The organism is Pedobacter polaris, from assembly GCF_005116505.1.
Lineage (GTDB): Bacteria > Bacteroidota > Bacteroidia > Sphingobacteriales > Sphingobacteriaceae > Pedobacter > Pedobacter polaris.
This window is the reverse complement of the sequence record NZ_SWBR01000004.1, coordinates 35,085-53,632: the sequence shown is the minus strand read 5'-3', so window position 1 is coordinate 53,632 and position 18,548 is coordinate 35,085. Positions and strand designations below refer to the sequence as shown.

Annotated in this window: 11 protein-coding genes; all 11 read right to left on the bottom strand. The window is 33.9% G+C overall.

Annotated elements, in window-relative coordinates; translation table 11 throughout:
* Window positions 1–26 precede the first annotated feature (26 nt).
* The 11 genes from FA048_RS14925 to FA048_RS14875 all read right to left on the bottom strand — a co-directional run bounded on the left by FA048_RS14925 (window position 27) and on the right by FA048_RS14875 (window position 18,543).
* A complete protein-coding gene (locus FA048_RS14925; protein ID WP_136842536.1) occupies window positions 27–329 on the bottom strand; it encodes a hypothetical protein in 303 nt (100 codons plus the stop codon).
* A 50-nt stretch (window positions 330–379) separates the two neighbouring features.
* Window positions 380–1,177 (bottom strand): ABC transporter substrate-binding protein, encoded by a 798-nt coding sequence (locus tag FA048_RS14920; protein ID WP_136842534.1) that lies wholly within the window; start codon window positions 1,175–1,177, stop codon window positions 380–382.
* A gap of 43 nt (window positions 1,178–1,220) precedes the next feature.
* Complete coding sequence (locus FA048_RS14915; RefSeq protein ID WP_169306882.1) at window positions 1,221–2,327, bottom strand: S41 family peptidase; 1,107 nt, start codon at window positions 2,325–2,327, stop codon at window positions 1,221–1,223.
* Between the two features lie 15 nt (window positions 2,328–2,342).
* A complete protein-coding gene (locus FA048_RS14910) occupies window positions 2,343–4,712 on the bottom strand; it encodes an ABC transporter permease (RefSeq protein ID WP_136842530.1) in 2,370 nt (789 codons plus the stop codon).
* Window positions 4,713–4,786: 74 nt separating this feature from the next.
* On the bottom strand, window positions 4,787–5,467 hold the full coding sequence (locus FA048_RS14905) for an ABC transporter ATP-binding protein (protein WP_136842528.1): 681 nt from the start codon (window positions 5,465–5,467) through the stop codon (window positions 4,787–4,789).
* A 75-nt stretch (window positions 5,468–5,542) separates the two neighbouring features.
* Window positions 5,543–7,936, bottom strand: coding sequence for an ABC transporter permease (locus tag FA048_RS14900; protein WP_136842526.1), 2,394 nt, complete (start codon window positions 7,934–7,936; stop codon window positions 5,543–5,545).
* A 99-nt stretch (window positions 7,937–8,035) separates the two neighbouring features.
* Window positions 8,036–10,405 (bottom strand): ABC transporter permease, encoded by a 2,370-nt coding sequence (locus FA048_RS14895; protein WP_136842524.1) that lies wholly within the window; start codon window positions 10,403–10,405, stop codon window positions 8,036–8,038.
* A gap of 76 nt (window positions 10,406–10,481) precedes the next feature.
* Window positions 10,482–12,863: an ABC transporter permease gene (locus FA048_RS14890; RefSeq protein WP_136842521.1), complete on the bottom strand. Its 2,382-nt coding sequence runs from the start codon at window positions 12,861–12,863 to the stop codon at window positions 10,482–10,484.
* Between the two features lie 79 nt (window positions 12,864–12,942).
* Complete coding sequence (locus tag FA048_RS14885) at window positions 12,943–15,312, bottom strand: ABC transporter permease (protein ID WP_136842519.1); 2,370 nt, start codon at window positions 15,310–15,312, stop codon at window positions 12,943–12,945.
* Between the two features lie 79 nt (window positions 15,313–15,391).
* Window positions 15,392–17,770 (bottom strand): ABC transporter permease, encoded by a 2,379-nt coding sequence (locus FA048_RS14880; protein WP_136842517.1) that lies wholly within the window; start codon window positions 17,768–17,770, stop codon window positions 15,392–15,394.
* Window positions 17,771–17,844: 74 nt separating this feature from the next.
* Window positions 17,845–18,543 (bottom strand): ABC transporter ATP-binding protein, encoded by a 699-nt coding sequence (locus tag FA048_RS14875; protein WP_136842515.1) that lies wholly within the window; start codon window positions 18,541–18,543, stop codon window positions 17,845–17,847.
* Between the last annotated feature and the right edge of the window lie 5 nt (window positions 18,544–18,548).

Sequence of the window (18,548 nt, the reverse complement as noted above, 5' to 3'; positions counted from 1 at the left end):
TCATCGACTACAAGAAGATTTTGACCTTAGAATTGAACTAACGTCACATCAATAAGTTCAGGGCCACCTTCTAATGGATAACCGGAAACCTTATTCCCTTTTATGGTAACCTTTTTATTTATATAAGTATCAAGATTAATTCGAGTACTTTTTAAGGCATAGGTTTTATTCTCTGCTTTTAGTATGTGCGTACCATATTGAAAGGTTGTCATTCCTAATTTTTCAATTGTTCCTGTTGCGGTAACACGAGTTGCAGTATTTGAGTCTTTCATAGAAGTGCATCCAGAAATAACAGCAACAAATAGGGATAGTAATAGTATTCTTTTCATAGAAATTTTATAGATAAGGGAGTATTTATTGCAAAGATAATAGCAATGCATCAATATAATTCATCTTGTAAATGAAAAAAATAATTTACGGCTTTTACCAACCTGCTACCATACCAAGAAAACATCTCCCCATCAACCAACATTACTTTTGCATTTGGTAACGCCAATTGGATCTCATTAATATGTTTTTGTTTAAACGGATAAGGTTCTGAAGAAAGAAAGATAAGTTGCGGGTTATGGGTTATGAGTTGCGAGAGTTCCAACTCTGGATATCTACTTAGGTCAATTACGTTTTGCAAACCAATTTTTCTTAAAATATCATCTATAAAAGTATGTCGCCCAGCAAACATGTAAGGATCTTTCCAGATTAAATAGGCAACACTTTTATTAATATGTTTCGTTACTGCTAAAGTTTGCAAATCTGTAAAACCTGCATTAATCAAATGATTTAAATAAGCGGCTTCGGGTTCTCTATTTACCAACTCACTTATTTGAGTAATGGTTTTCATTGCTTCCTCCAAATTTTTGATATCGCTCATCCAAACCGGAAATTCTTGCATCAGCAATTCAATCTCGCTCTGTGTATTTTCTTCTTTGTTGCCAATGATTAAGTCAGGTTTTAAATCCCTAATTTTTTCTATGAGTAATTTTTTAGTTCCCCCAATCTTAGTTTTCGAAGCAAATTTTTCTATCGGATGAATGCAAAATTTAGTAATACCAATTACTTCTTCATCCAAACCCAAATCAAACAACAACTCGGTTTGCGAAGGCACAACAGAAACAATCCTTTTAGGTGGATAATTGAATGTAACTTCGTTGCCAAGTTGGTCTATGACGGTTTTTTGCATCTAGCAAAAATGCAATTTTGTTTAATATAAAGCTTTAAAAAACTTATTTCTTGCTTTTTAATTTCTTCAGGATAACTTTAAGCTTATCTGGCGTGTCATTCGGTATTTTTACATCTGGAGCAATTCCAATATTATCAATTGGATAAAGTGGTAATCTTTTAGACCTCGAAATTGCTGCTACTAATTTAAAATCTGGCTGTGGAAGATCGAAATATTGAGTATTTGCATAATCTAAAACTCCTGCAGAATTCTCTCCAAAAAGTATAACTTTTTTACTCTGCTTTGCATTTAACAAAAACGATTCGGCAGAACTTTCGCTGTTGCGATCAATCAAAATCGCAATTTTTTTAGGGTATGTGTATACAGAGTCTAAAGTTGTTAGAAAAAAATCTTTACCAGAAGGATTTACGAACTTTCCTTTATTATTCTCCATTAATTTAATTACCGATGATAGAAATTGTTTATTTCCCTCGGGCAAATTTGTATCGCTTAAATTTTCCTTTAAAATGTTAATATTTCCATCAGATGCCCAATATTCATCGGGCTTAGCTTTAATAGGATTAGTATATAGGTAAGGTAGTAAGCTGTCATAGGCATAATCAGTTCCTCCAGCATTACCCCTTAAATCTATAACCCAGTAAGGTTTATCTTTAAGTGTACTTTTGTAATTAGTAATTAAACTATCAATCTTCTTTTTTTCAGACCACTCGAAAGAAGGCAGCCTAAACAATAATGCATCATTTTCTAAAATTGTAATATTTGTTTCTTCGGTTAATTTATCTGGAGCTGCAGGAGGTAAATTTCTTTTAGGGAATTGCTTATTTATCTCCTTAACCTTCTCAGGAAATTTTTCTCTGTATCGCCATCCCAACTGAACACGAAGATGCCGATCTTTAAAAAAGTTTGTCCATGTTTTTAGAATCACATAACAAGAATCGATAGCCTTAACATTAGCTGCTCTATTTTGCAGTTTACTAGTAAAATCGTTAAAATATGTCAAATTTTTAGCATTAACTTTATCGTTAAAGCCAGCATAATTTGGCTTCACTTGGTTAACTAGAGCTTCAAAATTAAGTTTACAATTACACTCTTGCGCATTTGAAATAAATGAGAAAAAGGAAATGAATATGATTACTATTAATTTTTTCATTGGATACATTTTTTTCTATTCATATTTTAAAGCATCAACGGGGTTAGTTTTTGCAGCTCGATAAGTTTGCCAACTAATGGTTATAACAGAAATCACCAAAATAAGCAATGCTGTTAAAACAAATAGCCACCAGCTTAGGGCAGTTCTCAATTCGAATGTTTGGAGCCAATTATTCATTACATAATAAGCTATAGGAAGTGCAATTACAATTGCTATAAAGATCAATTTTACAAAACTAGCAGAAAGTAATGTCATTAACTCACCAACTGAAGCACCTAAAATTTTACGAATACTAACCTCCTTAATTCGTTGTGCAGTGCTGAATGATGACAGCCCGAATAAACCTAAACAAGAAACGAAAATTGCTAAACAACCAAACAGGTTAGCCAATGTTCCTAAAACCCTTTCATTTTTTAGCTTGCTTTCATTTAAGTTATCTATAAAATTTATCTCTACTGGAAAATTTGGATTTACTTCTTTAATAATACTCGTAACCAATCCTACACTTTCACTTAAGCTTTTCTCTGGGTTTAAACGCATGGTAATCACATCGCTTATATCTGCAAATGCGATAACCATTGGAGCAGTATTCTTGCTCGGATTATCCCAAACAATATCTTCAAATACACCGACTATGTTTCGTTTGGCGCCTTGATATAAAATTGATGCTCCTACTGGATTTTTTAAATCCATCACCTCTACCGCTTTTTTACTTAGCAACAAAGCAGCACTGTCTGAAGCGAATTTCTCGTTAAAATCTCTTCCAGCTATCAATTTAATATTTGCTGTTTTTATGAAATCGTAAGTGGTATAGATCTGATCAAAATCAATCAGTTTGTCGCTTTCATTCATCCCATCCCACCCTAAGGCTCTAATTGTACTATTTTTATTAGAAATGCTACCAGAAGATTGTGTCATTGAGATTACTGCTCTGCTAGACAATAGCTTTGTTTTTAGCACATTAAATTTTGAATATAATAGTCCTTCATGTGGTATCTCTACCAAACCATTTGTATCATATCCCAATGGGGTATTTTTTACAAACTGGATTTGCTTGTAAATAGTTATAGTTGCTGCAATTAAGATGATTGAAAAACTGAATTGAACTACCACCAAAACCTGCCTAAAAGTTAAAGCATATCCTTTTTTAAAGTTCAAAGATTTTTTTAAGGATTGGATCACATTAAACCCAGAAAGGTAAAATGCAGGATAACTTCCGGCTACAAAACCAGTAAGGATCAATACTACCAAAATCAACGTCCAGTTGATTGGGTTTAAATAATCGAACACGATTTCTATTCCTAGTAATTGATTAAATAACGGTAAAGTAAACTCAAGTATGATAATGCTGAGCAAAATACTGAGCAATGTTAAAATAAATGATTCTAGCATAAATTGACTAACTAGGTTAGTTCTAGTTGCTCCCATTGTCTTTTTCACACCAATTTCTTTTGCTCTTCCTTGAGTGCTTGCTGTAGCCAAATTCATAAAATTAATGCAGGCAATCAATAAAATTCCGATAGCCAAACCTACAAATAACCTCATTTGATTTATGTTACCGCCCGTACTCTGTCCATTTACAAAAGCTCCGTATAAATGTAGTTTTGTTAGCGGATATAAAAAAACATCTTCATTTGCATTTGCAAAGTGTTTCCTAACAAAGCCCTTTAATTTCAAATTGAACGAAGCGACATCTGCTTTTTCATCTAGTTTAACCAAAGTGTGGTAATCGTGGCTACCCCAACTTGGTTGTTTAGGCCATTCATTTAAATTTTCATATAACGTCCATGTGGTAAGGCTTTCGAAACCAAAGGTGGTATTAGAAGGCAAGTCTTTAATAACTGCGGTGACTTTTAAATCGACTTGGTTTTCAAAGCGAATTTTTTCGTTAAGAACATCGGTTTTACCAAATATCTTCTTTGCAGCAGTTGCTGTCAGTACAATAGAATTAGGATCGTTTAGTGCTTTTGCGGGGTTTCCACTAATAAATTCATAATCGAATACCTTTAAAAAATCTGGATCAACATATCTACTTTGTAATTTTAAACTTTGCTCGTCATTTGCAACCAATCTTTTATAAGAGCTGGTACTTCTTGCACCATAGCTCACATCTGGAAACTCTTGTTTAAGTGCATCCAACATTACATTTTGTGATTGTTCAATAGTTCTGATCACATTTCCATTTTTATCTTGCAAATTGATCATTGCTTGATAAATGTGATTTGAATTTTTGAACTGCTTGTCATAGCCCCACTCATAAGTTGCATATAACATAAGCAACAGACAAGATGTTAATCCAACCGCCAAACCACCAATATTAATGGCTGCGTAAACCTTGTTTTTAAATAAATTGCGTAAGGCGATTTTTAGGTTGAGTTTAAACATAGTTGAGTTACGGGTTATATGTTACAGGTTACGAGCCCAGACCTTTAACCTGTAACTCGCAACTTTTAACTTATTTATTTTACGGTTACATCTTCCTTTATCACCCCATCTTCTATGGTTAGAATCCGATTACCGTACTGTGCATTTTTTTCTGAGTGCGTAACCTGAAGAATGGTAATATTTTCTTCTTGATTTAATTTCTTAAATAAATCCATTATCTGTTCTGCTTGTGCAGATTGCAGGTTTCCTGTAGGTTCATCAGCCAAAATAATTGATGGCTGCGCCACTAAAGCTCTTGCAATGCCAACTAATTGTTGCTGTCCACCAGAGAGTTGGTTTGGAAATAAATCTTTTTTAGCCACCATGTTAAAGCGATCCAAAATGTCTGCTATGCGGCTTTTTCGTTCTGCTCCTGGAATTTTCTTGTATAGCAAAGGTGCTTCAATATTCTCAGCAACTGTCATCTCGTCAATTAAATGGTAGGCTTGAAAAACAAAACCGATATGATTGCGGTATAACTCAATTCTTTGGCGTTCCTTCATAGCTGTTACATCTTCACCCATAAAATGATATTCGCCATAAGTTGGTTCTTCTAACATCCCCAAAATATTTAACAAAGTAGATTTTCCAGCTCCAGATGGCCCCATAATGGAAACAAATTCTCCTTGCTTAATGCTCGTTGTTACGTGACGAAGGATGTAACTTTTTACTCCTTTGTTAGCGTAGTATTTTTCTATGTTTTTAAGTTCAATCATAATTGAGTTATGGGTTATGAGTTACAGGTTATGAGCCCAGACCTATAACCTGTAACTCATAACTTTTAACTCGTTTTATTCGTATTTCAGCGCATCAATTGTATTTGCTTTTGCGGCTCTGTAGCTTCTCAATGTAACTGTTATTATGGTGATGCTCATTGATATAATCATCGCAAACACAAAGGGCCAGATGCTTAAATCAATTCTATATTCGAAACCTGCTAGCCAATTTTTAACAAAAATGTAAGCCACTGGCCAAGCCACCATGTTTGCAATTAACACCATCCATAAAAATGAGCTGTTTAGCATTTTTATCAATTCTAGGTTTGATGCACCTAAAACCTTGCGAATAGCAATTTCTTTGGTACGTTGCGTTGCCACGAAAGATATCAGACCAAACAAGCCAATAAACGAAATGAAGATTACCACACTAGCAAAAACCTTAAAAAGCGTTCCCATGATTTGTTCTGTTTCATAAAAACCCTTTAAATTTTCATCAAAGAAATTATTTTCATACACAAAATCTGGAAACAATGTATTAAAAGTGCTTTCTACTTGTTTCATTGTATTACCCATCTCTGCAACATCTAATTTTATAGCTACACTCGTATACCTTGTTTTCCTTGAGAATATAGCAATAGGTGCTATTTTTTCATGCAGCGAATAATTATTAAAATCTTTAACAACACCTACAATTGGTCCAGTGCCGCCCCAAATTTTCATTATCTTACCTATAACTTCATTAGGATCTTTTACATTCAATTTTTTAATGAGTGTTTCGTTTACTACAAATTCTTTAATGGTATCGCTCTTTGATAGTGGTCTGCCAGCAATAAATTGCAAGCCAAAGGTTTTAAAATAAGCTTCGTCTACCACTTTAACATTGGCCTGAAAATCTGCACTTTTAGAACTATTATAAGTAAAACTAGTTTCATTATTACTATTTGCTGAAGGAGCTGCAGAGCAAAAACTGATGCTTTTTACCCCTTTAACAGCACCTAATCTTTCTTTAAAACCATTGTATTTTAGTTGGCTTAAACTATCTTGAGGTAAACTTACCAATGATATGGCTTGTGTATCGAAGCCAAGAGATTTATTACGAATGAAACTCATTTGCTTAATGACTACCAAGGTGCCAATAATTAAAATTGCAGTAATTGCAAACTGAATAACCACTAATGTTTTACGCAAACCTATACCTCCAGCGTTTGCTGCAACTTTATTTTTAATGGCTAATGCAGGGCTAAAACCCGACATCACTAAAGCTGGGTATAATCCCGCTAAAAAACTCACGACCACAAGCAAGCCTAATAAGAATACAAAAATAATTGGGTGACCAAAGAGACTAAAAGATACATCACCACCAAATAGATTTTCCATTTTTGGCAAGGTTAATTCCGATAAAACACAAGCCAACAATAGGGCTATAAAAGTAATTAAGGCTGTTTCGCTTAAAAATTGCCAAACCAATTGTTTACGCCTGCTACCCATAACTTTGCGCACACCAACCTCCTTGCTCCTGCTAATTGCTTGTGCTGTCGCTAAATTAATAAAATTGATACAAGCCGTTAAAAGCAAAAATAAACCGATAATTACCAAGCCTATAATTTGTTTGTAGGGCATATACTTTTCAGCAAAATTTCCAAAATCATCGCTATGGTGAATGCCTTTTAATGGCTGAAAAATGTGTCCAACTTTGCCTGGGGCATCTTTGTCATTTTCATATTTATTAAGAAATTGCTGCAAAGGCTTAGTCAAGTCACTAACCTGTATGCCTTTTTTTAGCAACACGTAACATTCTGAACTTGAAGAAACTGAACCCCAGTTTTTACTATACTTTGTACTAAAGCTAGCGTAACTAAAAATAATTTCTAATGCAAAACTGCTATTTTGAGGATTGTCTTTTACAACACCAGTTACTTTAAAATCGGTTTGATTATCGAAGTTTATTGTGTTACCTATCGCTTTCCGCCAGTCGCCAAAGTAGTTATTTGCGGCTTTTTCTGATAGTACAACTGTATTTGGCGCAATTAAAGATTGGTTCGGATTACCTGCAAGCCATTTATAATCGAATATTTCGAAAAACGATGGCTCTGCATAAAATACCTGTTCTGATTTTTTAATTTCGGCTTTGCCTGGTAATGCCCTAACTTTAATTATACCTCCACTTTGTTGGATAGCTGCTACTTTTTCAAATTGAGAAAAATCATTTCGAACAGCAGCTGGTAAAGGTTGGGGGACTCCTTGTGAAAAAAACTCATTTCCATCTGGATATTTCCAAAAAGAAACTACACGGTAAATTCTATCTCCATTGGCATAATCTTGATCAAAGCTTGTTTGGTACCTCACAAAAATGAAAATGAGTATGCAGCTTGCGAGACCAATCGAGAGGCCAAAAACATTAATAGCAGTATATCCTTTGTATTTCCAAAGGTTGCGAAGGGCGATTTTTAGGTTGAGTTTAAACATATTGTTAGTATCAAGTAGTTAGTACATAGTAGTTAGACTTTCGTCGTGCTACCTTATTCTTTGCTCATTTATCTTTGATTATTAAGCTTTCAGCTTAAATCATTCGTATTTCAAGGCATCAACTGGGTTTGCTCTCACTGCTCGATTTGCTTGAATTGTAACGGTAATTATTGTTAACATTATTGTAATTAATGCACTTAGTACAAAAGGGAGTATTGGAATTTCTATTCTGTAAGCAAATGTTTCTAACCATTTTTTGGTTAAAATGTAAGCTAATGGCCAACTGATTAGATTGGCAATCATTACCATTACAAAAAATGATGTATTAATTAGTTTAAAGATTTGCAAATCATTTGCACCTAATATTTTCCGCACTGCAATTTCCTTAATTCTACCATTGGTAATGTATTTGGCAAAGGCAAATAGCCCTAAAATTGCAATGAAAATGGTGAGTAATGCTGCCGCAAAAAACACAGATTGTAATTGCTCTTGTTTGGCGAAAAGTTTTCCATATAGTTCATCTAAAAAATGGTACCTAAAATTATCGCCATCTCTTTTATTGATGTCAGACCATTGCGATTTTAATATTGCCAACACCTCAGCCATTCGCTGCTCATCAACTTTAACCATAATTTCTGTTTTCGGATTACCACATGGATTATTTATGGCATAAATTGTTGGCTCAACGGCTTTCTCAAAACCTTCTGCCTTAAGATCATTAATTACACCTACTATGGTATAATCTATATTGCAACCTCTTATTGTTTTCCCTATCGGATTTTGTATTCCATATTTAGCAACCGCCGCTTCATTTAAAATAGCAGAGTTCACAGCGTCGGCCTGAAAGCTCGTTGAGAAAGCCCTTCCTTCCTTTAATTTGATATTGAGCGTTTCAAAGTAATCATAGTCAACATCCAAGAAGCTTAGGCTATGTTGTTTCCCTTCAACAGTATAGCCGTTACCGCCCATCCCTGAGCCATCGGGTATTGCATTGGCAACCGTAACTGCTTTAACACCTGGAATTTTCATTATTTTTTCTCTTACAGGAGCAAAAACTTCAGGCTTGGTATAGTAGACAAGGTTTTTAACATATACAACTTGTTCAGGATTAAAGCCAACATCTTGAGTTCGCATATATTTTAATTGCGAATTAATGATTAGCAATCCTGTAATAAAAATTACCGCAATGCTAAACTGAACAACTAGCAAACTATTTCTTAACCAATAACTCTGTCTGCTAGTCTGAAAATTTCCCTTTAAAACTGCGGCTGGTTTAAAACCAGAAAGTACCATTGCTGGGTAAATGCCTGCAATTAAAGTAATAAATAATAAAATAACCGGAAGTTGCCAGATTAATCCGTTCTCTTTATTCCAGATAGATAAATGGACCAAAAACAATGAGTTAAACTTTGGCAATACAATTTCTGCAATGATTAATCCCAAGACAGTAGCGACTAAGCATTGCATTAAAATTTCTATTAAAAACTGAATTGTAAGCTGAAAGCGATAAGCACCCATTACTTTTTTAACGCCAACTTCTTTGGCTCTTTTGGCTGCTTGAGCAATACTTAAATTTGTAAAATTAATACATGCTATTACTAAAATCAAAAAGCCTAAAACTGATAAAGCAATTAAAACTTTATAATTAGCATCGCTACCTGCTTTTGGTTTTAAATGCTGATTTTTTAAAGGGTCTAAAAAAGCATTTGTTTCTGTTACATCTTCTCCTTCATCCACCATTCCATTTTTGGTAAGCTCGCTGTGATAAAGATTATTTATTTTCAGCTCTAAGCTTGCAATATCAGTTCCTGGTTTTACTTGTATATAGGTGAAGTAATTAGGGTGACCATAACTCTCCCCAGTCCCAATTTCATTAACGATAGAAACAGCATCAAAGCTGATATTTGAATGTGAGTCTGGAACAATACTGCCTCTAACTTCACCAAATTGCTCTGCAGATCTACTCCCAATCGATACCATTTCTGGCTTAGTATCTTTTTTATTTGGGAAAAGCGTTTGCATATATGGCTTACTCAAATAATATAAAAACTCATTCCCATTTGGTTTTTTCAATCCGCCTTCTGGAATGATATTAAACATTTTGGCAGCTTCGTATTCTACAAATAATTGCTGTTTAGTAAATACCGTACTTGTATGGCTAGAAACTGCAAGTTCAAAACCTCCTTTTTTCATCTTACCAACTGCTACAACTTCAGAGAAATTTTCCTTAATTGCTTTTCCGAATGGTGGTGGCGTGTAATTGGTTTTAAAGTCTGGGAATGTTCTACCGACAATATAAATGTTATCAAAATTAGGATTCTTCTTATCGAAACTGGTTTCGTAAGTAAAATACATCATCAACAGCATAAATGCAGCTAAAGCCACAGCTAAACCACCCACATTTATAGAAGTAATCCCTATGTTTCTCCAAAGGTTTCGAAGGGCGATTTTTAAGTTGAGTTTAAACATAATTGAGTTATGGGTTATGGGTTACGAGTTATGAGCCCAGACTTGTAACCTGCAACTCACAACTTGTAACTCGTTTCTATTCATATTTCAAGGCATCAACTGCATTGGCTTTTGCAACTTTAAAAGTTTGCAAACTCACTGTTAGTACCGCTATAAAAACTGACACTAATAAAGCCAAAGCAAATGGCCAATAATTAATATCTATTTTAAAATCATACTTTTGTAACCACTTATTAACTAATACATAAGCAATTGGAATAGCAATTAGATTTGATATCAAAACCAATTTTAAGAAATCTTTATTAAGCAATACCAAAATATCTCCCATATTAGCACCTAATACTTTTCTGATACTGATTTCTTTATTCCTTTGCTCTGCCATATATAAAGCCAATCCTAAAAGGCCGAGACAAGAAATAAAAATCGAGAAGCTACCAAATAGGTTAGAAAGCACACTTAAAAGTTTTTCGCTTTTTAACTTTTCTTCCATACCATCACTTATAAATTTAATTTCTGCTGGATAAGCTGGATTTAATTCTTCACTTATACCTTTCACATTATCAATTGATGTGTTTAATGCTTGATTTGGATTTAATTTTAGCAACAATACCCCACTAGTTTTAATGTTATAATAATAAATGCATGGTGTAACCAATTTGCTCACACCTACACTGAAATAATCCTTAATTACACCAACAACAGTTAGCGGCGGATTATCACCCCAAGTTATAATTGTACCAATAGGATTTTTTAAACTCATCAGTTTTACTGCAGCTTCATTTAAAAGAACTGAAGTACTAGTATCTGAAGGGAATTTTGGTGACAAATCTCTACCTGCAACTATTTTTGCTCCAATGGTTTTTGAAAAATCAAACCCTACACTTCTATAATCTAAAATAGATTTATCTGTTAAGGATTTTCCAGGCCAGCTAATATCTCCAGTAATGGAGCCGTTATTTGTAAATGGACTTGCAAATTCCGTTGCAGAAATCACTGATCCATCTTTTATCAATCGATCTTTAAACAATTCTAATTTTGAAGGATTTTTTAGCTCACCTTCTAAATCTAACTGAACCATGTAATTTTCATCAAATCCTAATGGCTTATCCTTTAAAAACCTGATTTGATTATAAATAAAAATCGCACTGATAATCATACAAATAGAAAGACTAAACTGCACTACTACCAAAACCCTACGAATGGATAATGAACCTACACTACCTTTAAATCCCTTTAGAACTTTAACAGGAATAAATGATGATAAATAAAATGCCGGATAACTACCTGCCAAGAATCCAGTTATCAAAACCAAACTCAAAAGTGTTAACCAAAATAAATAAGACGAATAGTTGATTTCAATTTTGATATCTAATAGATTATTAAAATATGGAAGTGATAATTCTAATAGAGCGAAAGCAAATAACATTGCAAAAAAGGAAATTAGTAACGATTCAATAAGGAATTGCCCCATTATTGTCTTCCTGGTAGAACCTAAAGCCTTCCGAACACCAACTTCTCTTGCTCTTTTTTCTGACCTAGCGGTAGAAAGGTTCATGTAATTTATTGTAGCAATAAGTAGTACTATAATTGCTAGAAATAAAAACAACTTCACTTCATCAATTTTACCTCCTGTTACTTTTCCATTTTGAAACTCATTATACAAATGTGTTTTGCCAAAGGGGAAGAGAAATGGCTCATATATGTAAGATTTGAGTTCTGGCTCTTTAGCAACAATAAAATTTTTCAAAGCTGCATTTACTGTAGTTATTGATACATTATCTTTCAGGGTAAATAATGTTAGGCAATCAATGGTGCCCCATCCTGCATTTTTAATATCTGGATCTAACTGCTCAAAAAACGACCAGGGTTGCAAAACCTCAAATTGCATACTCTGGTTTTTAGGGAGGTCTTCGATCACACCAGTAACTTTAACATTTTTTAAATTATCCCATTTTAGACTTAGTCCTATCGGATTTATGTTGCCAAATAGTTTTTTAGCGGCTGAACTTGTTAAAATTATAGAGCCAGGTTCATTTAATGCTGTAGCAGGATTGCCATATACAAATGGGTAACTCAGTATTTTTAAGAAAGAAACGTCAACATATTGAGATTTTAGCTTGAATTTATTTTCCTTATAACTAAACAACTTATTGCCTTGTCCCATTGATATTCTGCTTGCATCTTTTATCCCTGGAATTTCTTGCAATGCTGCATCTGCTAATTTGTATGGTAAAGCCCCTGTTGTAGCTATATTTCCATTAAACTTTAGGTTAAGTTTAGCGAAATAAATATTGTCAACATCTTTATATTGTTTATCGTAACTCCACTCGTAGTTTACATACAACAACAACATTAAACAAGAAGCTAAACCTATAGCTAGGCCACCAATATTTATTAATGAAAACCCCTTGTTTTTCCAAAGGTTTCGAAGGGCGATTTTTAGGTTGAGTTTAAACATCTTTTGAGTTTTACGTGGTAAGTTTTAAGTTATAAGTACTGCACTTACAACTTAAAACGTATAACTTATTACTTAATAATTATTCATATTTCAAGGCATCAATAGGGTTAGCTTTGGCAACCTTTATTGATTGTATACTTACGGTTAAAATGGCGATTAAAATTGAAATGACAATAGCTAATGCAAATGGCAGAAACGATATAGAAACTCGATACTCAAAAGTAGAAAGCCACTGATTAATAATGATATACGCCACAGGAAATGCGATGATGTTAGCTATTGCCACCAACTTTATAAAATCTTTGTTTAGCAAGGTCAGAATATTACCTGTACTTGCCCCTAAAACTTTACGAATGCTAATTTCTTTTTTACGCTGTTCGGCCATAAAAAGTGCCAATCCAAGCAATCCTAAACAAGAAATAAAGATGGCAAAACCACCAAACCAGTTAGAAAGCGTTCCCAAAAGTTTCTCATCTTGGAATTTCACTTCAAACGACTCATCAACAAATTTTCTATTAACAGGATAATTTGGTTCTATTTCTTTAACAAGTTCATCTACCGTTTCTAACGATGAACTTATATTCTGGTTAGGATTTATACGAACTATTACTGCAGCTGCACCCCATGTTGAACTTGGAAAAAATATCATTGGAGCGACTTTTTGATAGACACTCTCTACCACAAAGTCTTTAATCACACCTACATTTACCCTCTCATTACCCCAAAATCTAATTTTTGCTCCAACAGGATTTTCAAGCCTCATCATTTTAACTGCAGCCTCATTCAACATCACACTATTTGTATCATTGGCAGAATTTGTTAAAAATTCCCTTCCAGCAACAAGTTCCGTACCTATCGTTTTTATAAAATCACTTCCAATTCCTCCATTGTTAAACAGAATAGATTCTCCAGCATTTTTTCCCTGCCAGGATACATCTGTGGTGTTATTTCCGTGTTCAGTAATATCTTGACTAAAAAAAGTAACATCAGAAACAGCACCCGATTTCAATAATTTAGATTTAAGCAATGCAAGCTTAACTTGATCAGCCATTTTACCTTGAACGGCAATCTGCACTAAATTAGATTTATTATAACCAATTGGTTTATTCTTAACATAGTTAAGTTGTTGATATATTATAGCAGTACAGATAATCAAACAAGCGGCAAAAACGAATTGCCCTACCACTAAAACTTTTCTAACCGAAACAGATGAATCTGTTTTAACTCTGAACCCTTTTAATACCTTAATGGGTTCAAATGATGACAGGTAAAGTGCAGGATAACTTCCAGATATAAATCCAGTAAAGGTCATCAAAATCAACAGTCCAATCCAAAAATTAATATTACTGTAATCAATTTCCAATTTTATGTTTAACAAATTATTAAAATAAGGCAAGCTTATTTCTACTAGGATAAAAGCTAATACTGTAGAAATGAAAGTGAGTAAAACCGACTCTAACAAAAACTGACTGATTAAGGATTTTCGAGAAGAACCGATTGCTTTTCGAACCCCAACTTCTTTTGCTCTACCCTCAGAACGGGCAGTAGATAAATTCATGAAGTTTACACAAGCAATTAACAATATGCAAAAGGCCAACAGCAAAAATATTCTAAGCTGATCTATTTTACCACCTACAGATTTACCATTTTCAAAATCACCATACAAATGCCACTTCGTTAAAGGATGTAAGAAAGCCTCTGCAGTATTTCCTTTTTGATTACGTTTATAAATGCCCAGCATTTCAGCATTCGCTTTAGCAAAAAAAGCATTTTCCTTCAGCTGGACAACAGTGAGACACATGTTATTTCCCCAGTTACCCTCCCTTATCCAAGCTTCTCTTTTTTCAAACAATGCCCAAGGCATTAAACAATCAAAAATGATACTGTTGTTAGCAGGAACATCATCAATGACCGCCGAAACTTTTAAAATATCCTGATTTTCAAGTTTTATTGTTTTATTAATAGGATCTTCATTTCCAAATAATTTTTCGGCAAAAGATTTGGTTAAGATAATTGTATTGGCATCTTTTAAAACCTGCTGTGGATTCCCTTTAATAAATTTATAATTGAATATTTTAACAAAATTTAGATCTGCAAAGATGGCCTTACTACTTATTTTTTTATCGCCAACAGTAATTAGCTTTCCACTCGGATAAGTAGAATGCGATGCATATTTAACTCCAGTAATTTTCTCTTGCACTTCATTAGCCATTACATTCGGTGTCCAAGCCCAACTAAAAGTTTTTCCATTGGCTACTGAATTTTGATAAACTATATAGGTTTTATCATGATTAGTGGATTGTTTATCATAACTCCACTCATAAGCCACGTAAATTAACAAGATCATGCAACTAGCTAAACCAATCGCCAATCCGCCAATATTTATAAGAGAGAAACCTTTATTCTTCCAAAGGTTACGCAGTGCTATTTTAAAGTTGAGTTTAAACATCTTTTGAGTTTTATATGGTAAGTTATAAGTACAGTACTTACAACTTACAACTTAAAACGTATAACTTATTACTTACTAATTATTCGTATTTCAATGCATCTACAGGGTTTGCCTTCGCCGATTTATAGGCTTGAAAACTTACTGTTACCAAAGCCATTATCAAAGTCCCAAAGCCAGCAATTGGTATAATCCACCATGATATTTCTGTATGGAATTCGAACTTCATTAGCCATTTATTCATCAAATAAAAACTTAACGGCACGGCGATGATGATAGAGACTATAATCATTTTCACAAAAGAGAGCGATAACAATTGCATCAGGTTAAGTAGTGAAGCTCCCAATACTTTTCTTACACCAAATTCTTTTGTTCTTTGTTCTGCACTATAAGCAACCAAGCCATAAAGGCCAAGGCAAGACACAAAAATTGCCAGGCCACCGAAAAGGTTCGATAAAATACCTAGTGTTTTTTCTGAATTATATTTCTCCAGATAAATTGAGTTTAAGAACTTAATATCGGTTGGATATGCAGGATTTACTTGTTTTGTGATTTCGGTAATTGCAACAATGTTTTGCGCTATTGAGTTTTCCTCATTCAAACGCATGGTAATTGTTCCCGTTCTATTTGGGTCAAAAAATACAATCACAGGATTATTTGATTGATAAGGAGAATCCCACACATAATCATCAAAAACACCAACAATAGTGTATTTGTCATCAAATATTGTAACTGTTTTACCAATAGGATTAGTATAACCAAATACCTTTAGGGCTGCAGCACTAACCAATACGCCAGCAGAATCTGATGCAAAGTTTTTAGAAAAATCTCTTCCTTCTTTTAATTTAATTCCATTGGTTTTAATGAAATCATAAGTAGTTGCCACTTGATTAAACAATTGTGTATTTAATGGTTTAGTCATTCCCTCCCATTTAACATCCATAAAATTTTGCCCACGATGAGATAAACCTACTGAAGATTGAGACACAGCCGTCACAGCTCCAGACTTCAATAGTTGAGATTTAACAACCTCGAACTTTGTTTTTAACTCGCCATCTTGCGGGATTTCTACAAGCGCATTAACATCAATTCCCATTGGTCTATTTTTTATAAACTGTATTTGACGGTAAATCACCATCGTAGAAATAATCAAAATAATTGCAAAGCAAAACTGTCCGACAACTAGAACTTGCCTTAAGTTAATGGCTAAAATTCCACCAGATTTTATCCTCTTTTTTAAAGTTTGGATGGGATTAAATGCCGACAGATAAAAAGCAGGGTAACTTCCCGCAATTAAACCAGTTAAGAATACTATTCCTAAAATCCACATCCAGCTTGATGCGCTAAAATATCCTATGCTTAATTTAATGTTTAGTAGATTATTAAAGGTTGGCAAGAAAATTTCTAGCAGGGCAATTGCAACAATTACAGCAATAAAAGTTAACACCATTGATTCTGTTAAAAACTGCATAATCAATGACACCCTATTGGCACCAATTGTCTTTTTTATACCTACTTCTTTTGCTCTTTTCTCTGATTTTGCTGTAGCCATATTCATAAAGTTGATACAGGCAATCATCAAAATACCAAATGCCAATGCTACAAATAGATAAATCTGCTCAATATCACCGCCAACATTTACCCCGTTTTCAAACTTGCCATATAGATGAAGCTTGTTTAGTGGGTAAAGGAAATAAGGTTGGTTTGCTTGCTCCAAGTGTACTTTTACAACCTTGTCTATTTTTTGATTAACTTTAGTTATATCTGCATTTGGGTCTAATAAAGCCATGGTAACAAAACTGAAATTGCCCCAATTAAGTTCTTTTGCACTGGCCTCAACCATCTCGTAAAAAGCCCAAGGCATTAGATAATCAAATTTTAAGGTTGCAGAAGTGTTATCAGGCAAATCTTTAATTACTGCAGAAACAGTCAAATCTTCTTTGTCTTGATATTTAACTACCCTATTTAACACTTGCGTAGAGCCAAATAATACCTTCGCGGTGCTTTCTGTAAGAATTACTGATTTAGGATTTTGCATCGCAGTTGCTGCATTACCTACTATATATTGATAATCAAACAGTTTCAATATTTCTGGTTCAGCAAATTTTCCGAGTTTTTTAAAACTATTTTCCCCAACTGCAATCAATGCCTTTTTGAGGTAATTCATTCTTGCTAAATGTTTAATTTCTGGAATTTCTTCTTTTAACAATGGTCCGAGTGCAGTTGTAGAACCTTCAAAAGTATTTGAAATCTTGCCATTATCACCAGGTATGTTGGTCATTACCGTATACAAATTCTCAGCGTTTTTTCCTTGCTTATCGAAATTCCATTCGTAGGTAACATATAGCAACAACATTAAGCACGCAGCAAGACCAATAGCCAAACCAATTACATTAATGAAAGAAGAAGTTTTATTCTTCCACAAGTTGCGCAAAGCGATTTTTAAGTTGAGTTTAAACATAGTTGGGTTACAGGTTATGGGTTATGTGTTGTGAGCCCAGACTTATAACCTGCAACTCGCAACTTTTAACTCAATTAGATCAATTCTTCAGTTTTACCTTTGTTTATTTTCTCGGAAATTACATGGCCATCTTTAAGGTTGATGATTCTATTGCTAAAACTTGCATCATGGCTTGAGTGGGTTACCATTACAATGGTTGTTCCAGTCTCATTCAATTCGCAAAGCAACTCCATTACCTCATTTCCATGTGTGCTATCTAAGTTTCCAGTTGGCTCATCGGCTAAAACTAATTTAGGTTTAGTAACTAAGGCTCTTGCTACAGCTACCCGTTGTTGTTGACCACCAGAAAGTTGTTGCGGAAAGTGACCTGAACGATTTACAATGTTCATTCTACCGATAATTTCATTTACTAATTTTTTACGTTCGCCAGCTGGGACTTTGTTATAGATTAGTGGTAACTCAATATTTTCAAAAACAGTCAATTCATCAATTAAGTTGAAATTCTGGAATACAAAACCCATATTCCTTTTTCTGAAATTTGAGCGTTCTCTATCATTTAGGGTTAATAATTCGGTATCGATGAATTTATAACTACCACTTTCGGGCTTATCTAATAGGCCCATTACGTTTAACAAAGTTGATTTTCCGCAACCTGAAGGTCCCATAATAGAAACAAATTCACCTTCCTTAACATGAAGATTAATACCATTTAAAGCAGTAGTTTCAATTTCTTCTGTTTTATAAACTTTTTCCAGATTTTCTATTTTTATCATAATTT